Origin of the sequence: Phormidesmis priestleyi ULC007 (genome assembly GCF_003003695.1) — a bacterium.
GTDB classification, from domain to species: domain Bacteria; phylum Cyanobacteriota; class Cyanobacteriia; order Leptolyngbyales; family Leptolyngbyaceae; genus Phormidesmis_A; species Phormidesmis_A priestleyi_A.
In genome coordinates this window covers 12,379-30,224 of record NZ_PVWG01000008.1, presented here as the reverse complement: position 1 = coordinate 30,224, position 17,846 = coordinate 12,379, and the positions used below count along the sequence as shown (strand labels likewise).

The following is a 17,846-nucleotide window of genomic DNA, read 5'->3' as shown; positions in this document are numbered from 1 at the left end:
CCACACGGAAGATAGGGTGGGGGCACGGCATGCCATGCCCCTACAGGCTGGCTGTTTTTCCGGTTTGTGCCTGCGTCGGAATCTCTTGCACATCGGTGTAGCCCATCGTGCCCGCGATCTCTCTCAGTAAAGAAATTTGTTGATCAAAATCTAGCTTTTCGACTTGACCCAACACGCTCGTAATCGCTTCAGAGGCGCTATAACCTTCGGGCATTCCCACCACTGACTCGCCCATTGCTTGCGCCCAAGCATACCAAACGACTAGCTGATTGTTTTCTTTTAAAGCGCCATAGTTGCGAGAATATTCACTGTCGGCTCCACTCACGATGTCGCGCATCACATTAAGCTGATCATCATGAGACAGATTATAAAAACTCCCTCCTAACAGAATAGGCGCTAACTCTGGCTCGGCAGCAGCAGGAGCCGCCGGCGTGATCGAATCGCCCATTTTCTCATAGACATAATATAAAAATGCCAGCTTGCCATCAGTGTCTAGTTTGTCATAAGCCCCGATCGCTTTCTGCCCCGGTTCGTCAACATACTGCGATCGCACAGTGCCGTGATTTGCAGACTCAACCATAACAATCTCCTGTAAATAATTTAGGTTCACCAAGAGATGTATCAAGATTTACAGTCTTTTAGCGACTACCGATCGACCGAGCTTGTTTCTCAAATTGAAGCATGGGATCATTCTAATGAGAGAGATCAACAATCTGCCCTCAGACGGTTCAAAAACCTGGGGATCAGTCTGATAAGGTGAGCAAGAACCAGGGGTTAAGCTGTTTGCTGGAACCTGAAATAATAACAGGAGCTTTTTATGTCAGAAATCAATAGCGATTTGAATCCTTCTCAAAGTTACGACGCTCAACAAGTTTCAGAAGAAATTGCTGAAGGCAGTCTCCCGGCTCCTAAAGTGGATGTCTCGGCAGATTATGAAGCCTCGAAAGAATTTAGCGTTAGCGAAATCGATCGCGCAGATGAAGGAGAAAAAGCTGCCCAAGCTGCCAGCGCCCACGCCTTTGAGGTTCATGAAACAGAACCCACTCACGCGGAAGCAGAACCGACTGGCGATCCGAGTGACTTTCGCAACATGGCAAAATCGATCAACCACGACCAAAGCACAGCCGGAAACGTTGACGATGACTTGATCCACAAAGCGATCGAAAAAGGGCAACCCAGCAATCACGAATAATATTCACCGTCTGTAGGGACTTTCCACACAACGCTCCTACAGACAGCAACTCCACAATTTGACTTTGACGAGACCTCTTTATTTCCGAGTGTGTGCTGGTGTGGGTTTAACCGTTGGCACAGGCTGACCAAATCGGTTCACGATCGCCAACCCCACTAGCCCAGACAGCACAAACACCAAAAAGCCAATCAGCCCCAGCGTTAGATAGACCCCAAGCGGGTTAGCTACTAGCTGCGATCGTTCGCCCTCCGAGATAGGCAAAGTGATTTTCCTCAAATGTTCAAGGTTGTGACGACTTAAGCGCTCCCCCACCTCATCGTTTAGCAGCGATCGTAAGTTGATTGCCTCAGTCAGCGCATCATAAGCGGTGGTGACTTCTTCTTGGCAGAGTGCCAGAGTTCCGAGTTGATGCAGCCCCCAAGCTTCGCTGGTTGCGTCTTCTAGCGCCCAGGCAGCTTGCAAACCCCAATTGAGCACTCGTCCCCAGGTTTCCCACTGCTTGCCCAGCGCTAGTGCGCCTTCAAGCGATCGCACAAGCCGCAGAGTCTCTGCCCAACGTGCTTGGCTGACTGCCCACTCAAGGGTGTGCAATATCAGTGGCTGTTCAGCGAGTAGTGCGTTTGGCGATCGTGGATGGGTTTCTGCCCAAGGCAATAGGTAGGTCAAAACTTTTTCCATCCAGGGAGTCGAGTTTGAGACTTTTTGCAAAATCTCAACCAGGCTAGAAGACAAGCGATAGTGATGTCCCTCGATCTGAAGCAGATGGCGTTGCACCAGCGCTTGCAGACTCGGTAAGGGGTTGGGCGGCCCGGTGATCACCGCAATTTGTTCGGGTAGTAAGCCCGTGTTCCCCATTGCTACCAGCACTGCCATAATCCAGCGTTGAGGCTTGGGCAAAGAGGCAAGAATTAGCCGAGTCAGCGACTGTTCAAGCTCATCGGGCTGAATTTGGCTCAACACCGTCTCTAGAGAAAGCCTGTCTTCTCGTGCCAGGGCTGCCACTTGCAAAAGCCGTTGAGGGTTTCCCTGCAAAAGTTTCCAGAGTGCTTCGATCGTCTTTTTTTGAGGTGGAGCCAACGATTCAGCGCTTCGCGACGGAAACCGTCCTAATTCTCGATCGATTAACGTCACACTGTCTGACAGCGATAATCCCTCTAGCCCAATTGATCGCCCGTCTCCCCAAAGGCGGCGATCGCGAGAAGCGATTAAGAAGGTGCTATTAGGCAGCGCGGCGATCAGTTGCTGAAGATCGGTTGCCGTCAAAGCATCATCGTCTAGCAATATCAGCACTTGGCGTTCTCGAAGCGCTTGCCGAACCTCGCGATCGGACAGCTTAATATCAGGACAACTATGATAGAACGTGTCAAACAAGGTTTGTAAGCGATCGCCCACCGACCCAACCCCACTCAAGTCAGCGATGCCATCGGGATGGGAGGTCGTAATCTGCGGGCTGTGAGCAAGATAGCGCAACAGAACAGACTTGCCAATCCCGGCTTGACCATAGATCTCAACGATTTGTTTGGTTCGCAGGGCGGCGATCGCCAATTCGATTTCTGTTTGCCGACCGACCAGCCCCGCAAAGGCACGAGGAATCTGCACGATCGGAGTCTGTCTCAACTCAATCACAGATTCGCTGGCGTGATCACTGAGCAATGCTCCATGCACAGAACCGACTGACAGAGTAGAGTCGCCAACGGCTAACCGCCCGATCGTCTCATCCTGGAGGGTTGTCTCAAGTTGGTTAGAAAGCGTCGGTTGAGACATAAACGATAGACTGCACCAGCAAGAATCGCGGCCGAGATTCGGCTTCTCTAGAATAGCAACTGAGCTTGTGTGTAAACAGCGTACCAACTAACAATTAAAGGCGTTTATTTCTGACAGCGCTTCAGGATCAGATTGCTGGTTTGAAGGGTGGGATGGCTCAACTCGATCGTGAAGCCGATCGATCGCATCCACAAAGTCTTGAATGCCTGCAAACTGGCAGTAGATCGAGGCATAGCGAATATAAGCCACTTCGCTGAGCGATCGCAGATGGTGCAATACCAGTTCAATAATCTCGGCACTAGTGACTTCACGCCCGACTCGCTGCTGCAAGTCAGATTCAATTTCTTCGGCTAAAATCTCTATACGCGGCTCTAGAATGGCGGTTTTTTCGCAGGCCCGCACCAATTCTCGCAGCAGCTTTGAGCGGTCAAATGATTCTCGCTCTCCATTGCGTTTAAGCACCACGATCGGCACAAACTCAATGCGCTCATAGGTGGTAAACCGATGATTGCACCTTAAACACTCTCGCCGTCGTCGCACACTTTGACCCGCTTCTGCCGATCGCGACTCAAGCACACGATTATCTGGATGATGACAAGAAGGACACCGCATAAAGATCAAACGTTGAGAGAACAACCCTGTCAGAGGTGATCCTCTAACCCAGACGTTTCAAAGAGACTAACCCTCTGAATCTTCATGATACCCCTAGCGTGAAAAGTGGCAATATTTTTTTGTCTCCACTATTTCCAGCGTTGAATTCTACAAACGATCCTGTCCTTCGAGCGTTTACCGATGCCCTTACCGACTGTAATTTTGCCCGGATATCTTGCAGGCGCGATCGATTATCGCCGTCTTCAGCAACAGCTAACGGAGGCGGGCTATCCCACTGTGATCGTGCCGTTGCTCAAGCGAGACTGGGTGCCGACTCTAGGCGGACGATCGATGCTGCCGATTTTAGAACGCCTTCACGAAACGGTTACGCAAGTGTTGCAAGACTATAACGCGCCGCAAATTAACTTAATCGGGCACTCAGCAGGCGGCTGGATCTCGCGCATTTATCTGGGCGAGCATCTCTATGATGTACACGGAGTTCAGGCAAACCGCACCTACACCTGGAACGCGCGTTCTTGGGTTTCTCACTTGATCACATTGGGCACACCCCACACCAGCTTTGAGCGCTGGACTCGCACCAATCTTGATTTCGTCAATCTCACCTATCCCGGTGCGTTTTATGCAGATGTGAATTATGTGTGCGTCGCGGGCAAGGCAATTTATGGAGAACGTCGCCCTGGCAGTTGGTTGGCATATAGCAGCTATCAGTTAACCTGCGGCAAAGGCAACTGTTGGGGAGATGGAATTTGCCCGATCGAGTCGGCTCATTTAGCAGGGGCAGAAAATTTGACTTTAGAACAGGTCAGACACTCGCCCAGGTCAGGAGGGCTTTGGTATGGCTCTCTAGAAGTGGTGCCTCAGTGGATGAGTTATTTAGCTTGAGCGATCGCCATCTCTACGTTTGGGAGGATTAGAAGATTCGTAAAGTTTTATATCTTACAGTTAAGTTGAGGTTCTGCACTTCAACGATGTGTTTCGACTCATTTCTAATTAGAAAAGAGTATATGTCTCATGAAAGATTTTTCCCTTTCCTTCATCTTTAGGCGGCTATCGACGATCTTGGCAGTGGCAACGCTGACGTTGACTTTGATTGCGGCAAGTAGCGGCATTCTTTTAGCGTTTTATTATGAGCCAGCGGCTGGCGGCGCTTACGATTCTCTTAAAGCGATCGACACTGATGTTCCCTATGGTTGGCTGATCCACACGATGCACAACCTGTCGGGTAATGGGGTGATCGGGGTGGCGTTGATTCAAATCGTCGTGATGTTTTTGAGTGAGCGATTTCGCCCCAGTTGGTTAACGGCTTGGGTGAGCGGCATTTTATTCACCTTGTCGGCGATCGGGCTGGCTTGGACTGCGATGCTTTTAGGCTGGGATCAGCTTGGTTTTTGGCGACTCAAAATCGAATTAGGCACGATCGAGGCGATTCCTCTGATTGGAACCCAGCTAAAAGATGCGCTTACTGGAGGCGGCGCGATCGGCACGGTCAGCGTTGAGCATCTTTACGCGATTCACAGCTATATTGTGTCGATCGCGGCTGTCGGGTTAGCCGTGATTCATCTCGGCAGTTTGATGGTTCAAGAACGAGAAATGCAGGCAGAGGCTTTAACCGCGTTTGCTCAAAAAGCAGTTAGTGAAGATGAAGAAGAGGTTCGGGCATCAGCCGAGATTCTCTAGCCGTTAAAACAGTTTTTGGCATGAATAGAACGATCGATTAGCGTAGAGCGCAACTCTGAAGTAACCATTCTGGTTTTTGTATCTACCAAATTGTCAGAAAAATTCTATTTTTAACATCAGTTCGACGAGGTTTTTCGCTTCGTTCTGAGCGGCATCAGCCCCCTAAATCCCCCATTCTGAGGGACTTTGAACCGGAAAGCTTGGCTCAGGTAGCTCTCCCGGATTCACAATCGGAGTGAACCGCTTCTGTCGAACTGACGTTATTTTTACCAGAACGGAGGGTTCGGGAACCGTTAAAGCCCTGCTCGTTTACGACGGGGATGAAGAATCGGGTTCCCGCGTGGCTTCTTACTCAGTCCCCTACGGAGGGAAACCCTCCTTCAGGTCTGAGCGCTGCTTCAGCCACAGAGATCTCCTTGTTTGGATTCGGAAGTCTGTCTATCCAATCTTCTATCAATTGAGTCATTGTCTTTTTCCGCTCCTTTGCAACATCTCTAAGCTTTTGGTGCCTAGACTCCTCAACCCGAAGATTTAATACTGTTTTCATTGTTATCTATACGTTGTCTATACGATTAATGCTACCATAGACCCATGAAAACCTTGAAGTTCAAGTTGTACAATCACAAGCGGAATCGATTTCTCAAGCGCTCAATTAATGCGGCTGGAGTCATCTATAACCACTGTATTGCCCTCCACAAACGCTACTACCGGATGTGGGGCAAACACTTGAACTGCGCGAAACTTCAGGCTCACATTGCCAAACTGCGGCAGCGCAAAGAATTCTGGCAGCTAGTCGGCTCCCAAGCGGTGCAGGATATCTGCCAACGCATTGAGAAAGCCTATCAACTGTTTTTCAAACACCCCAAAAAAGGAGTTAGACCGCCCAACTTCAAGAAAGTGAGACGACATAAGTCCTTCACCCTCAAGCAAACTGGCTACAAGTTTCTAAGCGGCGATCGCATCCAGATTGGGAATCGAGTCTATCCATACTGGAATTCTAGAGAAATTGAGGGCACGGTCAAAACTCTGACCATTAAACGCACTCCATTAGGGGAGTTGTTTATGGTCGTGGTTGTTGACAGCGTTGATGAGCCTGAAACCAAATTCGAGACGAGTAGAATCGCTGGATTTGATTTTGGCTTAAAGACGTTCCTCACCGCCTCAGATGGAACAAAAATCGAATCGCCGCAATTCCTCAAACAATCGCTGAATGCCATCCAGAAAGCCAGTCGCAATCATTCCAAAAAGCGGAAAGGTTCATCGAATCGGGAACGAGCAAGATTGAATTTGGTTCGCAAGCATGAGGACGTAGTGAACCACCGCTCTGATTGGTTCTGGAAGTTGGCGCACGACTTAACGAATCAATTCGATGTTTTGTGCTTTGAGACGCTAAACCTCAAAGGCATGCAGCGTTTATGGGGACGCAAAATTTCAGATCTCGCGTTTGGTGAATTTCTGAAAATTCTCGAATGGGTGGCAACAAAGAAAGGTAAACAAGTTGTCTTCATCGACCGATGGTATCCATCCTCTAAGACTTGCTCAAACTGTGGGCACGTCTTGAAAGAGTTGGATTTGTCGGTGAGAGAATGGCGTTGCCCGTCTTGTCAGTCTGTGAACGGACGAGATGAGAACGCCGCGATAAATATTCAAAGGGTTGGGGCATCGACCCTTAAGTTAGGTGATGTTAGACAGGCTATGCCTGCAATTGCTGTCTGAGCTTAGAATCCCCGTGCGTTCACGCCGGGGAGTATGTCAAGGCGCATTTTCCCAGTCTGCGGTCAGGCTGCGGAAGTTAAATTGACTGACTCCGGGGTGGCACGTCACACAACTCGCGAGATTGAGCTTGCGCGGTAGCTCTACTTTGGGGTGCAACACTTTGAAGTATTGAGACTCAGAGACTCGATAGGGAACTTTTTCGTCAACTGCCACCTGTCGAGAGAACGTTTGCAAATAGTTCCACACCAACTGACGTGGCGGGTCAATTAAAGGTTTAACCTCAACGCCATAGTGCTGAGAATCTTGTAGCAGATCGCGCCAAGTCTGAGTGGGCAAAACCGACGGAGGAACCCCAATGTGACAAGTGGCGCAGTTTTCTAAATAAAGTTCTTGTCCAAACTTGTAGCGATCGGGCACGACATCCACTGTTCCTACCACGGCTGAAGGTTGAGGGGCTTCGATCGCTTGCGCCAAGCCCAATCCTAGACACAGACTCCAAATCAGCAGCAGCGCGACTAGCACGATCGGAGAACGTTTTTGCCTTCGAGGTTTAGACGGGTTAGTCTTGACGCGACGAGGGAAACGGAGCATAGGTTTCAACCAATTTGGATACGAACGTTACAGAACCCGTTGCCATCTAGACTCAATATCTTCCCTGGATGTTTCTCTATTCAGGATAGAGGGGTTTGTGATCATTCTGCCAATGAAAACGAGCCGCCTCGATCATTGGAATTGGCAGCCTCAGCATGTAGATTCAATAAGGGTAAAAACGGTAGGAATGGATTGTAGTCATATTCAGCTTTGCGATCGCCCAGAACAGATCGATCTTCAGCAGCTTCAGCGCTTGTTTGGGGTTGCAGCATTTTGGGCAAGCGATCGCCGATCAGAGGAGTTAGCGATCGCAATTCAACACAGCAATCCCGTCATCTCAGCTTGGGATGGCGATCGGCTAATTGGGTTTGCGAGAGCGATTTCAGACGGGATCTATCGAGCTACTATTTGGGATGTCGTGATTCACCCTGACTATCAAGGTGCAGGATTGGGACGCAAATTAGTAGAAACGGTGCTGAGTCATCCTCACGTCAACAGAGTTGAGCGGGTCTATTTGATGACGACTCATCAACAGTCATTTTACGAAAAGATTGGCTTTGAAGTTAATTCCAGTACAACAATGGTGTTGTTTAATCAGCCAATTGAAGCTTTGGATATTGCGCGATCGGTTGACGCTGAGTGAGATAGCTAAGAAGATTTCCAGCAAAGAAATTCTCCGAGTGTTCCCTAGAATTCCCCAATTCTGGGAAACTTTAACTCAGAACCCATGGAACAGAAAGTTACGCGAAGGCTAAAAGCTACAGGCCAAGTTTTTCCAGCTAATCGGTCAGCTCAAATACGTGGGTTCGATCGTCGGCGATTTCAAACCCTAGCTTACGCCCATCACTGGCTTGAAAGGTTCCTTCTGTAGTTCCTTTTGAGGTTACATCATACTGAAAAAATTTTTTAACTTTCACAGATGTCGCCGACTCAATTAACGACTTCATCGAGGCTTCAGGGTCTAACTCAGGCTGGGACATATCTCACCTTTTTTCTTATGGTATATTTTAACGAAAAATCTCCTAGAACTTTTGCCCAAACCCAAACTGCACCCGGCTATCACCCTGATCGTTTAATCCAAAATCAGCGCGAATAACTCCTAACGGTGACTTGAGGCGCACCCCTGCCCCAATGCCAAACCCCGATCCGGGTCTGCCACGCTCGATTCCGGGCTGCCCTAACACCGATCGGCTTGACCCTAGATCAGAAGCAAAATCGGCAAACACTGCGCCTCCAATAATGCTGTAGATCGGAAAGCGATATTCTGCCGAAGCTAAGACATAGGTGCGAGAAATGCCGATATCGCCCGCATCATAGCCTCTGACAGAGTTCGGGCCGCCGAGAGAATAGGCATTGTAGGGAGGCAAGTCTCCGATCGTGGTGCCTCCCTGAATATTAAAGGCGAACGTTTCTGGCTCGTTTTTAGTTTGCAGCGTGTTTAAGATATTCACAGGCACATATTGCGTATAGTTTGCCTGAAGGCGATTAGCGAGAATGCTGCCACTGCCGATCGGCAAAAATTGCTCAGTGCTCAAACTCAAAAGAGAGCCATTAGTCGGATCGATCGGGTTATCGCGCTGGTCACGAACCGCCGCAAAATTGAGCGACACCAAATCATCAATGCCCGTGCCGCTAAACGAAAGCGGATTGCCATTGCGATCGCGCCTGACCACATTGCCACTCGCATCCCGCAAGCTAACACGGTTGTAGTTTAAGCCCAGCGATCCACCCCAGTCTTTATCGATCGGACGGTTGACCTCAACGCCGCCCCCAAATCGTCCTTCTCGAACGCGATCGCCGTTTTCCAATTTAACGTTGTCATCAAACACGCGAGACAGCCCTCTGCGGCGGAAGGCGTTGACGCTATAGCCTAGCTTGTCGGGTGCGCTGTCGCGGTAGGGGCTGATAAACCGTCCATCAAATTGAGCGTCTTTCGTGCCGATCAAGACGTTGGTGCTGAGTTGTTGCCCAATTCCTGCCACGTTGCGGTCTTGATAGTTGACTCCACCATAAAGACCCAAATCGGTGTTGTAGCCACCCGTTGCATTGACAGAACGAGCGCGACCTTCTGTGAGGTTGTAGACGACGATCGTCCGTTTTGCGTCGCCTTCTAAGCTGACACGGGCGTTAGTAAACAGCCCAGTTTGAACGAGCTTTTGCAGATCTTGTCGCGCAATATCTTCTCTAAAAACTTGTCCTGGCCTAATTTGTACCTGCTGTTTAATAAAACTCTCTTGAGTTCTGCCGCGAATCGGTTCGCCTTTGTCGTTGACGGGTTTGCCTAGCTCGTCGGTGAATCGGATTTGCACATCGCCGATCACACCTTCAGCGACTTCGATCGTCAACACGCCTTCTCGACTAGGCTGCAATGCCACGACTCGCGCCAAATTGTAGCTATTTTGGGCATACCACTGATTGATTTGTCGCACACCTTGATTGAGTGCCGAAGGGCTGACGATCGTGCCAATCTGCGATCGAAAGATATCATTAACCACCGCAGGCGTGAGCGCTTGAGCGTTGACCAGTTGCACAGACCGCACCACGATCGGCTGCACTTGAAAGGTGACACTCAACCCGTTGGAGTTTGCGCGACTGTTAACGCTGGCAGTGCTAAACAAACCCGTTTCCAAAATTGCCGCAACATCTGCTTGAAGTTGACTTTGACTCGTGCCTCCGCCGGGTTGAGTGCGAATGTTGCTGCGAACAATCTGCTGTAGCTCAGGATCTGCACCCACAATTTGCACGTCAGTTGCCGTCACCACTAAATCAGAGGGCAGCGATTGAGATGGATTGACGATCGGTTTAGGAGCCGGAGTCGCGGGAGGATTGACGATCGGGGAAGTCACATTTTGAGGAATGATCCAAGTCGGTTGATTAATCGAAGTCGGCGGGGTAGGTGTGACCGAAGCCGCAGGTGTTGCTATCGGCGGGGCATCTATCTGTGGAGATTGAGAGATCGCTGGAGTCGCGGCTGTAGGTTGATAGTCTTGATAATATTGAGCGTTGGTTTGAGCCACCCGCACTGGTGCCTTCGTTGAAAACTCTTGAGAGACGATCGTTTCAGGCGGGACAATTTTGGGAATGGGCGCAGGCGCGATCGCATCCGTCGCAACGACAACATCGGCGGTTTTCTCGATCGCAGGCGTTTCTAAAACAGCAGCATTTGCGTTTTGGCAGGCATCCCACGTAGAGAGCGCGGCGAGAGTGCAGACTGTGACGGTCGAGAGGCGCATAAGGCGGCGATCAGTTGGGGTGAGATATTTATAGTCTGAAATGAGCGATCTGGACGGTTTAGTTTGACGAGCAAACCCATCACTCTGCTGTCTCAAAAAGTTTAATGTTAGAACAATCCCACTTTGTTTCTTATCTCAATATCAAAAGACAGATTTTCGATGTCATACCCATTTGATTCGTGGATGCAATAGAGCCGCGTAGCATGGCATGCCGTGCCCCGTCGGATTGAACGATCAGTCGTAACTGCCTCCGAAATTGGCATAACTCTATGAGCCGGATTTCTCAAGTCATTCATAGTGAACAATGAAGCGTAATCCCCTTATAGAGTTCCCTTAACAATTGCTCGTGTCTTTAAATTCTTTTTCAATCGCCCCAGTACTGTTTAACGTGAACGGCGTTTGATTTCGCTGTATTGAGGTAAATGTGATGTTTGATTTCTTAAATTTTAGACTAGAAATTCTGCCTTATGGTCAAGCGATCGCTTCAAGCATCACCCAATGGGATTCAACAGGCAAAACGAGCGTTTGCTCTGAAAGGTTGGACTCAGGCAAATCTGGCAGGGGAGGTGAACCTAAAAACACGCCAACCGATTTGGCCGTTTTTCACCGGGCAACCCATCGATCGCCAGATTCTCCTAGAAATTTGTTCCGTGCTGGAATTAGATTGGCATGAGATCGCAGTTGATCCGCCAGCAGAACTTCCTGAATCGGGTGGATTGGTTCGGGCTTCCTTACCCGATATCGATGCCTTGGTACAACAGGTGCGATCGCAGCGTCGAGACAAGGCAATCTTTCAAGAACGGTTTCGCACGATCGCTTAATCAGCAAGGTGTATCACCAGAATTGGGGGACAGGGGGGCGTATTCATCCCTTGATTCTGCAACGCCGATAGAGCTTCTACAGGGCGGTGGTGATCCTGTCTAAAAGTATCTACTGTTGATAGAAATGGTAATCTTCTATCTTCTACTTCTGGCGATCGTAGCCCCGATCGCAGCCCGATCGCTACTCCAATTCCTATCCACAAAGCTAGGTTGTTAAATATCGTTCCAAGAACCACTCCGCCGAGTAGCCCATAGGAAGTACCCATACCCAGAACATACCGTTGTGAATGATTCGTGATTTGTTCCTTGTGACAAGTTGATAAAGATACCGTTCAAGATTTGCCTCTTTGCCCACAAGCGTGGTTTCGTGGTTTTTCAATGCTCACCGACTGCTCACCCCATCCGTCATCCGTCCGCTCATCTCGGTGGGGTGAATGCGATAGATTTCAATCACTTCCGATCGTCCCTCAGCATCAACCCAGGTGCGATTGATAGCAGGCGACAGTGTTGGGTTTTTGGTTTTAATAAACTGCATCGCCTGGTCAATGTCTGGCTGCTCGGTGAGTCGTTTGGCTTGACCCATGACAACAACGCTGCGCCAGCGCTCTGAATCACGAACGTCTTCCACCTGCAAACAGACATCTGGATTCGCGTCCATATCATGAGACTTCATCCCTTCGGTCGTAAAAATGTAGATGTCTGAATCTTTGAGGTAGTAGTGCATTGGCATCACATAAGGCTTTCCCTGATGGAGGCAGCCTAGATGCCCGTGTCCGACTTGCTGCAAGAGTTCTTGAATTTCTTTTGAACTCATCTCATCGATATCTAACATGATGATTATCCTATTTGTAGTCAAGTGAACTACCACACACCGACCGCTGGGCGGTACGTTGTGGGCTTCCCAATTCATCGGGAATCGCCTCTAGAACTCCGTAATTCCGTTGGTCTTACATTCCCTCCAAGGGCAGGAGTCCTGGTTCCCAAGACCCAAATGTTTTCAACAATCATGACTAGCCACTTTGACCGTTTGGTTTTCACGACCCTGACTGCGTGGTTTTTGCAGTCGTTGCAGCGTTTATGTTGCTTTGCTCAGAAGTATATCAGAACTATCGCTTCGTTGGTAAGAAATTGGTTATTTTTTGCCAACGAAGCGTATGGTGTGTGGATTCCCGCCGAACTAGCTAATCTTAGCGAACTAAGCCCAAGTTCAACAGTTCTTGAGGAGATGCCAGCACGTCGATCGCCACAAAGAAAATCTTGCCTTCAGGATTGAGCAAAAACCGATCAGTTAACCCACTTCATGGCATTGCTGCTGTGGGTGGCGGGCATTCTAGCCTGGAGCGCAGACAGAATTTGGGCAAGTAGCTGCGTCAAACGGGAACCCAGCATCCCTGTCAGGCTGCTGCTAGAAGAGGCTGATTGAGAAGAGATTGTTTGGTCGGTTGTTGAATCATTTGTTCCAGCGAGCGCTGTTTCAGTTTCAGTAAGGAATAGTCGTGCAGTGTCACCAAATCTGGCATCTCTTGCCAGCAATGGCGGCAGAACGAAACGGTTTGATGATGACAGAAACAATGCACCATCGGGTATCCGCAGCAAGGACAGTCTGTCATAAAAAGCGTCACATCCGTTTGTAATCAACTGTTTAGTAACGCGGTGGATAACGTGTCATCCATCTATCTAAAGCGTAGGATGAAAATCTGAGGAACTTGTGAAGATTCCATCAATGCAGTAAAGAAACAAAAAGAGAGTTTAAGCTGTTGTAACCTACAGGATACTACTCACCCATGTAGATGCCCAATGCGCGTGCCGTTTGTACCAAATCGCCATCAGGGTCAACCGCGAGTGGGCTACGATCGCAAACTTGTGCAATCGGAACGGCAACTACCCGTCCATTTTGCCAAGCCACCATCTGATTTGATTGATCTTCAGCAATTAAATCCACCGCAGTTTTGCCAAAAGCGGCAGCAGTCAAGCGATCGAGGGCAGAAGGAATGCCGCCACGCTGGATGTATCCCAACACCGAAACCCGTGTATCGACTGGATAAGCGCTGCACTTGGCAATGCAATCGGCAATATACTGCCCTCTGCTACCGGATGGTTTTTGATGGGGTAGGTAGTTGGCATCGTGGGCGGGATGAATGCCTTCTGCCACAAGGACGATCGCAAATTTGCGTTGCCAGCGATCGTGCAGCTCGGCTAAATGACCACATACTGTTTCAATAGAATAGGGAATTTCGGGAATCAAAATCACATCGGCTCCCCCAGCAATGCCAGAATGCAGCGCCAGGTGACCTGCTTCGTGTCCCATTACTTCGACGACCATGACGCGATCGTGACTGGCTGCTGTAAACGTCAGACGGTTGAGAGCATCTGTAATCGTATTCACCGCCGTATCAAAGCCGATCGTGCGCTCGGTAAGTGCCACATCATGGTCAATTGTTTTGGGAATCGCAATGAATTGCCAGTTGCCCTGCAATGCCAGTTGACTCAAAATAGCGATACTACCATCGCCGCCAATGCCAATCAGGGCATCGAGTCCCAATGCTTGGTAACTGGAAATTATTTCATCCATGCAAGCCAGAGTATTCCCTTTGTTGATCGTGCCCAAGATCGTGCCACCCATGCTGAGTAGCGGATCGATGCCGCGCAGGTCAAAACTATGCACATGCAGCGGAATCATCTGACGTTCCAGTAAACCCTGAGTGGCATAGGGAATGCCAAAAACTTGCCAATCGTAGGTCAGGGTGGCATGGCTCACTACCGCTCGGATTACAGCGTTGAGTCCAGGACAGTCGCCGCCGCTGGTTAGAATTCCCAATCGTGTTTGCCTATTCATAGCGACTTATCCCAAAAGCCGTTGTTCTAGCCAATCAAAAATTTGATTCAACTGGTTGAGGGTAACAAATCCGTATTGCCAAAGAATCATCGGTAACATTCCAGGCGTTTGTTCAGGATGTCGTAAAGCAAGCTGGAGATTCGCATCTGGAATCGCCAGATCGGTTTGCAAAAATTGCAGCAATTGAGTTAGTTCCTTAGATTCCATCATGGCTCCTCTGAATTCCATTGCCTTGAGATTAGGGAATAAGTTTGAGGAAGTTGTGAGAAACTGAAACCCTCTATTCTCAAACTTTTCAACTCGCCTCACAAGTTCCTCACATTTTTCTCCTAACTTCAACGTAGAGGTCAATGGTTTGATTGGGTGTCCTAGAAGCCAACTATTTACAGTAATTGTAAAGAGGGAAAAATATGTTTCACAAAATTCTGGTGGCGATCGACCGTTCCGAGCATAGTCATCAGGTTTTTGATCAAGCCCTTGATCTTGCAAAAGCAACAAATTCTAGTCTGATGCTATTGCACGTCTTGTCTAGTGAAGAGGAAGGCAGCCCCAACGTCTCTATGATTGGGTTGGACTACTACCCGACGATCGCTGGCGAAATTTCGGAAATGCACCAGAAGCAATGGGCAGACTATGAAAATCGGGGTTTGGAGATGCTGCGATCCTATGTAGAGCAAGCCGCTGCTGCGGACGTAAGCGCTGAATTCACCCAAAATTCTGGCAGTCCGGGTCGAACCATCTGCGAATTTGCTCGCACACGGGAGGCTAATCTAATTCTGATCGGTCGGCGGGGGCATTCTGGCTTGAATGAACTCTTGCTCGGCAGCGTGAGTAACTATGTGCTGCATCATGCTCCTTGTTCGGTTCTCACCGTGCAAGGTCAAGTTCGGGAGCCATCGGAGGTTACTCCTGACAAACAAGTTACAGCGGTGTCGTAGACACTTACCGATCATGACCACTCGTCAGCAAATTAGAAGTACTAAAGGGGTCTCACTCAAGCATCCCAGTGGAGACAAGCGTTTTCAGATACTAGACGCAACGATGAAACGGCATCAGTATCAACAAGATGCGTTAATTGAAATCCTGCACAAGGCGCAAGAACTGTTTGGCTATCTCGAAAACGATCTTTTGCTTTACGTTGCTCATAGCCTGAAGCTACCTCCCAGTAGGGTTTATGGCGTGGCGACGTTTTACCATCTGTTTTCTCTGGCACCCAAAGGCATCCATCGCTGTGTAGTGTGTACGGGAACTGCTTGCTATGTCAAAGGTGCAGCGGCATTGCTGGCAGCGGTTGAGCAATCTGCCCAGATTCATGCAGGTGAAACGACAGCGGACAATCAGCTTTCTCTCTCAATTGCCCGCTGTTTGGGAGCCTGTGGGATTGCCCCTGCCGTTGTGTTTGACGGAACAGTATGTGGTCATCAAACACCAGAGTTGGTTGGCGATCGTCTGAAGGAATATTTGGGAAAAGAGCAATAGGGAACAGGGAATCAATCACACAGCAATAATCAATCACTATGGATCTCTCTGAACTACTGGAAATTGCTGAACAGGAACGCCAATCTCAAAAAGCGTTGCAAATTCGGTGCTGTGTTGCGGCGGGTTGTCTCTCTTCTAATGCACTGGCGGTTAAAACTGGGTTGGAACAGGCAGTTACAGAAGCAGGGTTGACAGACACCGTGCAGGTTTCTGGTGTAGGGTGTATGCGGTTGTGCTGCCAAGGTCCACTGGTTCAGATTGATACTTCAGCAGAACTGGAGCATTCTGAAATTCTGTATGAAAAAGTGGCTCCCGATCAGGTTTCTGCAATCGTCGCAACCCTTCAATCCCAAACCCCTGCAAATACACCAACGACCCTCCAGCAGGGCGATCTCACTCAGCCATTTTTTACCCAGCAACGGACGATCGTCCTGGAAAACAGCGGCAAAATTGACCCAGAACGAATCGAAGCCTACATCGCTGCTGAGGGCTATCAGGCGCTTTACCACACCCTGTATGAGATGAAGCCAACAGACGTTATCAATGCGATTACCCACAGTGGGTTAAGGGGTCGAGGTGGAGGTGGTTATCCCACAGGTTTGAAATGGGCAACGGTGGCAAAGGCAACCGCAGAACGTAAATATGTGATCTGCAATGCGGATGAGGGTGATCCGGGGGCATTCATGGATCGCAGTGTGCTGGAAAGCGATCCGCATCGGGTGCTGGAAGGAATGGCGATCGCGGCTTATGCGATCGGGTCTACTCAAGGTTACATTTACGTCCGGGCTGAATATCCCTTAGCGATTAGTCGTTTGCAAATTGCCATTCGACAGGCGCAACGGTTGAAACTTTTAGGCAGTCAGGTGTTCGATTCTCCCTTCGACTTTCGGATTGATATTCGGATTGGCGCAGGAGCCTATGTCTGCGGAGAAGAAACGGCGCTGATGGCATCGATCGAAGGCAAGCGGGGCGTTCCCAGTCCGCGTCCTCCCTATCCAGCCGAACGGGGATTGTGGGGCTTCCCCACGTTAATCAACAATGTCGAAACCTTTGCTAATATTGCCCCCATTATCCGCCACGGAGCCGATTGGTTTGCCAGCATTGGCACCGAAAAAAGCAAAGGCACGAAAGTTTTCGCGCTGGCAGGCAAAATTCGCAATACGGGCCTGATTGAAGTGCCGATGGGAACGTCTTTGCGGCAAATTGTGGAGGAAATGGGGGGCGGCGTGCCCGATGGCGGGTCAGCAAAAGCGGTGCAAACGGGTGGACCTTCTGGCGGTTGCATTCCTGCCTCAGCCTTTGATACGCCAGTGGACTACGAATCGTTGACGCAGCTCGGCTCGATGATGGGGTCGGGTGGCATGATTGTGATGGATCAGACGACTAGCATGGTGGATGTGGCGCATTACTTTATGGAGTTTTGCCGAGATGAGTCTTGCGGCAAATGCATTCCCTGTCGAGTGGGCACTATGCAACTCCATCAATTGCTGACAAAGATTCGAGAAGGTCAAGCAACTGACGTTGATATGGAATTGCTCAAGGAACTGTGCGATATGGTAAAACACACGAGCCTGTGTGGGTTGGGTCAGTCTGCTCCAAACCCAGTTCTCAGCACCTTGCGCCACTTCGAGGATGAATATAGGACATTGATTGATAAACCGTGATGAGAGACAGCTTTAAGGTCTATTTCTTTTCTGAGGTAGGAGGGTTTAAAGGATGTTGAGAGAAACACAGTTGTGTACAAAGTGCTATAGAGAGTTTCTCTCATGGCAAATGTTGGGTGGGATATGTTCGGAGTGCAGAGAAGGAGAGGAGAAAAACAATAAAATTTCTCCACCACTAACACAAAAGACAAAAATCATACCACCACAGTCATGTGTTAAATGCAACACACTATTTTTCCAATCGGAAGTTTTGGACGGAGT

20 protein-coding genes are annotated in these 17,846 nt (G+C 49.3%); 10 read left to right on the top strand and 10 right to left on the bottom strand.

The annotated features are described in order from the left end of the window. Window positions 1–40: 40 nt before the first annotated feature. Window positions 41–580 carry an orange carotenoid protein N-terminal domain-containing protein gene (locus C7B65_RS09360; RefSeq protein ID WP_073071016.1) on the bottom strand — a complete coding sequence of 180 codons (540 nt, stop codon included), beginning with the start codon at window positions 578–580 and terminating at the stop codon, window positions 41–43. A 237-nt stretch (window positions 581–817) separates the two neighbouring features. Between C7B65_RS09360 and C7B65_RS09355 the strand changes: the two genes are divergently transcribed. Then, the gene (locus C7B65_RS09355; RefSeq protein ID WP_073071014.1) at window positions 818–1,192 is read left to right on the top strand and encodes a hypothetical protein; all 375 of its coding nucleotides are present in this window, start codon (window positions 818–820) and stop codon (window positions 1,190–1,192) included. A 78-nt stretch (window positions 1,193–1,270) separates the two neighbouring features. Here C7B65_RS09355 and C7B65_RS09350 read toward each other — a convergent pair whose 3' ends face one another. Further along, window positions 1,271–2,956 carry an NB-ARC domain-containing protein gene (locus tag C7B65_RS09350; RefSeq protein WP_073071012.1) on the bottom strand — a complete coding sequence of 562 codons (1,686 nt, stop codon included), beginning with the start codon at window positions 2,954–2,956 and terminating at the stop codon, window positions 1,271–1,273. A gap of 87 nt (window positions 2,957–3,043) precedes the next feature. After that, window positions 3,044–3,568: a transcriptional regulator NrdR gene (nrdR, locus tag C7B65_RS09345; RefSeq protein ID WP_073071011.1), complete on the bottom strand. Its 525-nt coding sequence runs from the start codon at window positions 3,566–3,568 to the stop codon at window positions 3,044–3,046. Window positions 3,569–3,748: 180 nt separating this feature from the next. On the opposite strand from nrdR, the gene C7B65_RS09340 reads away from it, so the two are divergent. From C7B65_RS09340 to C7B65_RS09325, 3 genes are all read left to right on the top strand, one after another. Beyond that, window positions 3,749–4,450, top strand: coding sequence for an esterase/lipase family protein (locus C7B65_RS09340; RefSeq protein ID WP_073071009.1), 702 nt, complete (start codon window positions 3,749–3,751; stop codon window positions 4,448–4,450). A 129-nt stretch (window positions 4,451–4,579) separates the two neighbouring features. Continuing rightward, window positions 4,580–5,245 (top strand): cytochrome b N-terminal domain-containing protein, encoded by a 666-nt coding sequence (locus tag C7B65_RS09335; RefSeq protein WP_073071007.1) that lies wholly within the window; start codon window positions 4,580–4,582, stop codon window positions 5,243–5,245. Between the two features lie 591 nt (window positions 5,246–5,836). Next, window positions 5,837–6,961 (top strand): RNA-guided endonuclease InsQ/TnpB family protein, encoded by a 1,125-nt coding sequence (locus C7B65_RS09325; RefSeq protein ID WP_073071003.1) that lies wholly within the window; start codon window positions 5,837–5,839, stop codon window positions 6,959–6,961. Between the two features lie 36 nt (window positions 6,962–6,997). Here C7B65_RS09325 and C7B65_RS09320 read toward each other — a convergent pair whose 3' ends face one another. Further along, complete coding sequence (locus C7B65_RS09320) at window positions 6,998–7,552, bottom strand: diheme cytochrome C (RefSeq protein WP_073071001.1); 555 nt, start codon at window positions 7,550–7,552, stop codon at window positions 6,998–7,000. Between the two features lie 187 nt (window positions 7,553–7,739). Between C7B65_RS09320 and C7B65_RS09315 the strand changes: the two genes are divergently transcribed. Next, complete coding sequence (locus tag C7B65_RS09315; protein WP_073070999.1) at window positions 7,740–8,195, top strand: GNAT family N-acetyltransferase; 456 nt, start codon at window positions 7,740–7,742, stop codon at window positions 8,193–8,195. Between the two features lie 136 nt (window positions 8,196–8,331). Here C7B65_RS09315 and C7B65_RS09310 read toward each other — a convergent pair whose 3' ends face one another. Beyond that, complete coding sequence (locus C7B65_RS09310; RefSeq protein ID WP_073070997.1) at window positions 8,332–8,532, bottom strand: hypothetical protein; 201 nt, start codon at window positions 8,530–8,532, stop codon at window positions 8,332–8,334. A gap of 42 nt (window positions 8,533–8,574) precedes the next feature. After that, window positions 8,575–10,881, bottom strand: a complete 2,307-nt coding sequence (locus C7B65_RS09305; protein WP_223257350.1) for a BamA/TamA family outer membrane protein — start codon at window positions 10,879–10,881, stop codon at window positions 8,575–8,577. A gap of 371 nt (window positions 10,882–11,252) precedes the next feature. Here C7B65_RS09305 and C7B65_RS09300 point away from each other — a divergent pair, with 371 nt between their 5' ends. Next, window positions 11,253–11,606, top strand: a complete 354-nt coding sequence (locus C7B65_RS09300) for a hypothetical protein (protein WP_223257349.1) — start codon at window positions 11,253–11,255, stop codon at window positions 11,604–11,606. Here C7B65_RS09300 and C7B65_RS27375 read toward each other — a convergent pair. Continuing rightward, window positions 11,603–11,872 (bottom strand): glycine zipper domain-containing protein, encoded by a 270-nt coding sequence (locus C7B65_RS27375; RefSeq protein ID WP_143162042.1) that lies wholly within the window; start codon window positions 11,870–11,872, stop codon window positions 11,603–11,605. The genes C7B65_RS09300 and C7B65_RS27375 overlap by 4 nt on opposite strands. A gap of 116 nt (window positions 11,873–11,988) precedes the next feature. Beyond that, window positions 11,989–12,438 carry a pyridoxamine 5'-phosphate oxidase family protein gene (locus tag C7B65_RS09295; RefSeq protein WP_073070994.1) on the bottom strand — a complete coding sequence of 150 codons (450 nt, stop codon included), beginning with the start codon at window positions 12,436–12,438 and terminating at the stop codon, window positions 11,989–11,991. 468 nt (window positions 12,439–12,906) lie between these two features. Between C7B65_RS09295 and C7B65_RS29230 the strand changes: the two genes are divergently transcribed. Beyond that, window positions 12,907–13,029: a hypothetical protein gene (locus tag C7B65_RS29230; RefSeq protein WP_262983533.1), complete on the top strand. Its 123-nt coding sequence runs from the start codon at window positions 12,907–12,909 to the stop codon at window positions 13,027–13,029. 351 nt (window positions 13,030–13,380) lie between these two features. Here the strand turns inward: C7B65_RS29230 and C7B65_RS09290 are convergent, their stop codons facing one another. Together C7B65_RS09290 and C7B65_RS09285 are read right to left on the bottom strand one after the other, a co-directional pair. Beyond that, window positions 13,381–14,442: an ATP-dependent 6-phosphofructokinase gene (locus tag C7B65_RS09290; RefSeq protein WP_073070993.1), complete on the bottom strand. Its 1,062-nt coding sequence runs from the start codon at window positions 14,440–14,442 to the stop codon at window positions 13,381–13,383. A gap of 6 nt (window positions 14,443–14,448) precedes the next feature. Then, window positions 14,449–14,649, bottom strand: a complete 201-nt coding sequence (locus tag C7B65_RS09285) for a DUF2949 domain-containing protein (RefSeq protein WP_073070991.1) — start codon at window positions 14,647–14,649, stop codon at window positions 14,449–14,451. 203 nt (window positions 14,650–14,852) lie between these two features. On the opposite strand from C7B65_RS09285, the gene C7B65_RS09280 reads away from it, so the two are divergent. Genes C7B65_RS09280 through C7B65_RS09270 form a run of 3 tightly spaced genes read left to right on the top strand, consistent with a single transcriptional unit; the run spans window position 14,853 to window position 17,585 of the window. Continuing rightward, a complete protein-coding gene (locus C7B65_RS09280; RefSeq protein ID WP_073070989.1) occupies window positions 14,853–15,380 on the top strand; it encodes a universal stress protein in 528 nt (175 codons plus the stop codon). Between the two features lie 13 nt (window positions 15,381–15,393). After that, window positions 15,394–15,921 carry a bidirectional hydrogenase complex protein HoxE gene (gene hoxE / locus C7B65_RS09275; RefSeq protein WP_073070987.1) on the top strand — a complete coding sequence of 176 codons (528 nt, stop codon included), beginning with the start codon at window positions 15,394–15,396 and terminating at the stop codon, window positions 15,919–15,921. Between the two features lie 38 nt (window positions 15,922–15,959). Continuing rightward, on the top strand, window positions 15,960–17,585 hold the full coding sequence (locus C7B65_RS09270) for a NuoF family protein (protein WP_073070986.1): 1,626 nt from the start codon (window positions 15,960–15,962) through the stop codon (window positions 17,583–17,585). The last annotated feature ends 261 nt before the right edge of the window (window positions 17,586–17,846 follow it).

What these genes read in the sequence shown, in the direction of transcription:
- C7B65_RS09285 (WP_073070991.1), bottom strand. Translation starts at nt 14,649, where the DNA reads ATGGAATCTAAGGAACTAACTCAATTGCTGCAATTTTTGCAAACCGAT.
- C7B65_RS09315 (WP_073070999.1), top strand. Translation starts at nt 7,740, where the DNA reads ATGGATTGTAGTCATATTCAGCTTTGCGATCGCCCAGAACAGATCGAT.
- C7B65_RS09290 (WP_073070993.1), bottom strand. Translation starts at nt 14,442, where the DNA reads ATGAATAGGCAAACACGATTGGGAATTCTAACCAGCGGCGGCGACTGT.
- C7B65_RS09325 (WP_073071003.1), top strand. Translation starts at nt 5,837, where the DNA reads ATGAAAACCTTGAAGTTCAAGTTGTACAATCACAAGCGGAATCGATTT.
- C7B65_RS09360 (WP_073071016.1), bottom strand. Translation starts at nt 580, where the DNA reads ATGGTTGAGTCTGCAAATCACGGCACTGTGCGATCGCAGTATGTTGAC.
- nrdR (WP_073071011.1), bottom strand. Translation starts at nt 3,568, where the DNA reads ATGCGGTGTCCTTCTTGTCATCATCCAGATAATCGTGTGCTTGAGTCG.
- C7B65_RS09280 (WP_073070989.1), top strand. Translation starts at nt 14,853, where the DNA reads ATGTTTCACAAAATTCTGGTGGCGATCGACCGTTCCGAGCATAGTCAT.
- C7B65_RS27375 (WP_143162042.1), bottom strand. Translation starts at nt 11,872, where the DNA reads ATGGGTACTTCCTATGGGCTACTCGGCGGAGTGGTTCTTGGAACGATA.
- C7B65_RS09320 (WP_073071001.1), bottom strand. Translation starts at nt 7,552, where the DNA reads ATGCTCCGTTTCCCTCGTCGCGTCAAGACTAACCCGTCTAAACCTCGA.
- hoxE (WP_073070987.1), top strand. Translation starts at nt 15,394, where the DNA reads ATGACCACTCGTCAGCAAATTAGAAGTACTAAAGGGGTCTCACTCAAG.
- C7B65_RS09270 (WP_073070986.1), top strand. Translation starts at nt 15,960, where the DNA reads ATGGATCTCTCTGAACTACTGGAAATTGCTGAACAGGAACGCCAATCT.
- C7B65_RS09295 (WP_073070994.1), bottom strand. Translation starts at nt 12,438, where the DNA reads ATGTTAGATATCGATGAGATGAGTTCAAAAGAAATTCAAGAACTCTTG.
- C7B65_RS09355 (WP_073071014.1), top strand. Translation starts at nt 818, where the DNA reads ATGTCAGAAATCAATAGCGATTTGAATCCTTCTCAAAGTTACGACGCT.
- C7B65_RS09340 (WP_073071009.1), top strand. Translation starts at nt 3,749, where the DNA reads ATGCCCTTACCGACTGTAATTTTGCCCGGATATCTTGCAGGCGCGATC.
- C7B65_RS09335 (WP_073071007.1), top strand. Translation starts at nt 4,580, where the DNA reads ATGAAAGATTTTTCCCTTTCCTTCATCTTTAGGCGGCTATCGACGATC.
- C7B65_RS09300 (WP_223257349.1), top strand. Translation starts at nt 11,253, where the DNA reads ATGGTCAAGCGATCGCTTCAAGCATCACCCAATGGGATTCAACAGGCA.
- C7B65_RS09310 (WP_073070997.1), bottom strand. Translation starts at nt 8,532, where the DNA reads ATGTCCCAGCCTGAGTTAGACCCTGAAGCCTCGATGAAGTCGTTAATT.
- C7B65_RS29230 (WP_262983533.1), top strand. Translation starts at nt 12,907, where the DNA reads ATGGCATTGCTGCTGTGGGTGGCGGGCATTCTAGCCTGGAGCGCAGAC.
- C7B65_RS09350 (WP_073071012.1), bottom strand. Translation starts at nt 2,956, where the DNA reads ATGTCTCAACCGACGCTTTCTAACCAACTTGAGACAACCCTCCAGGAT.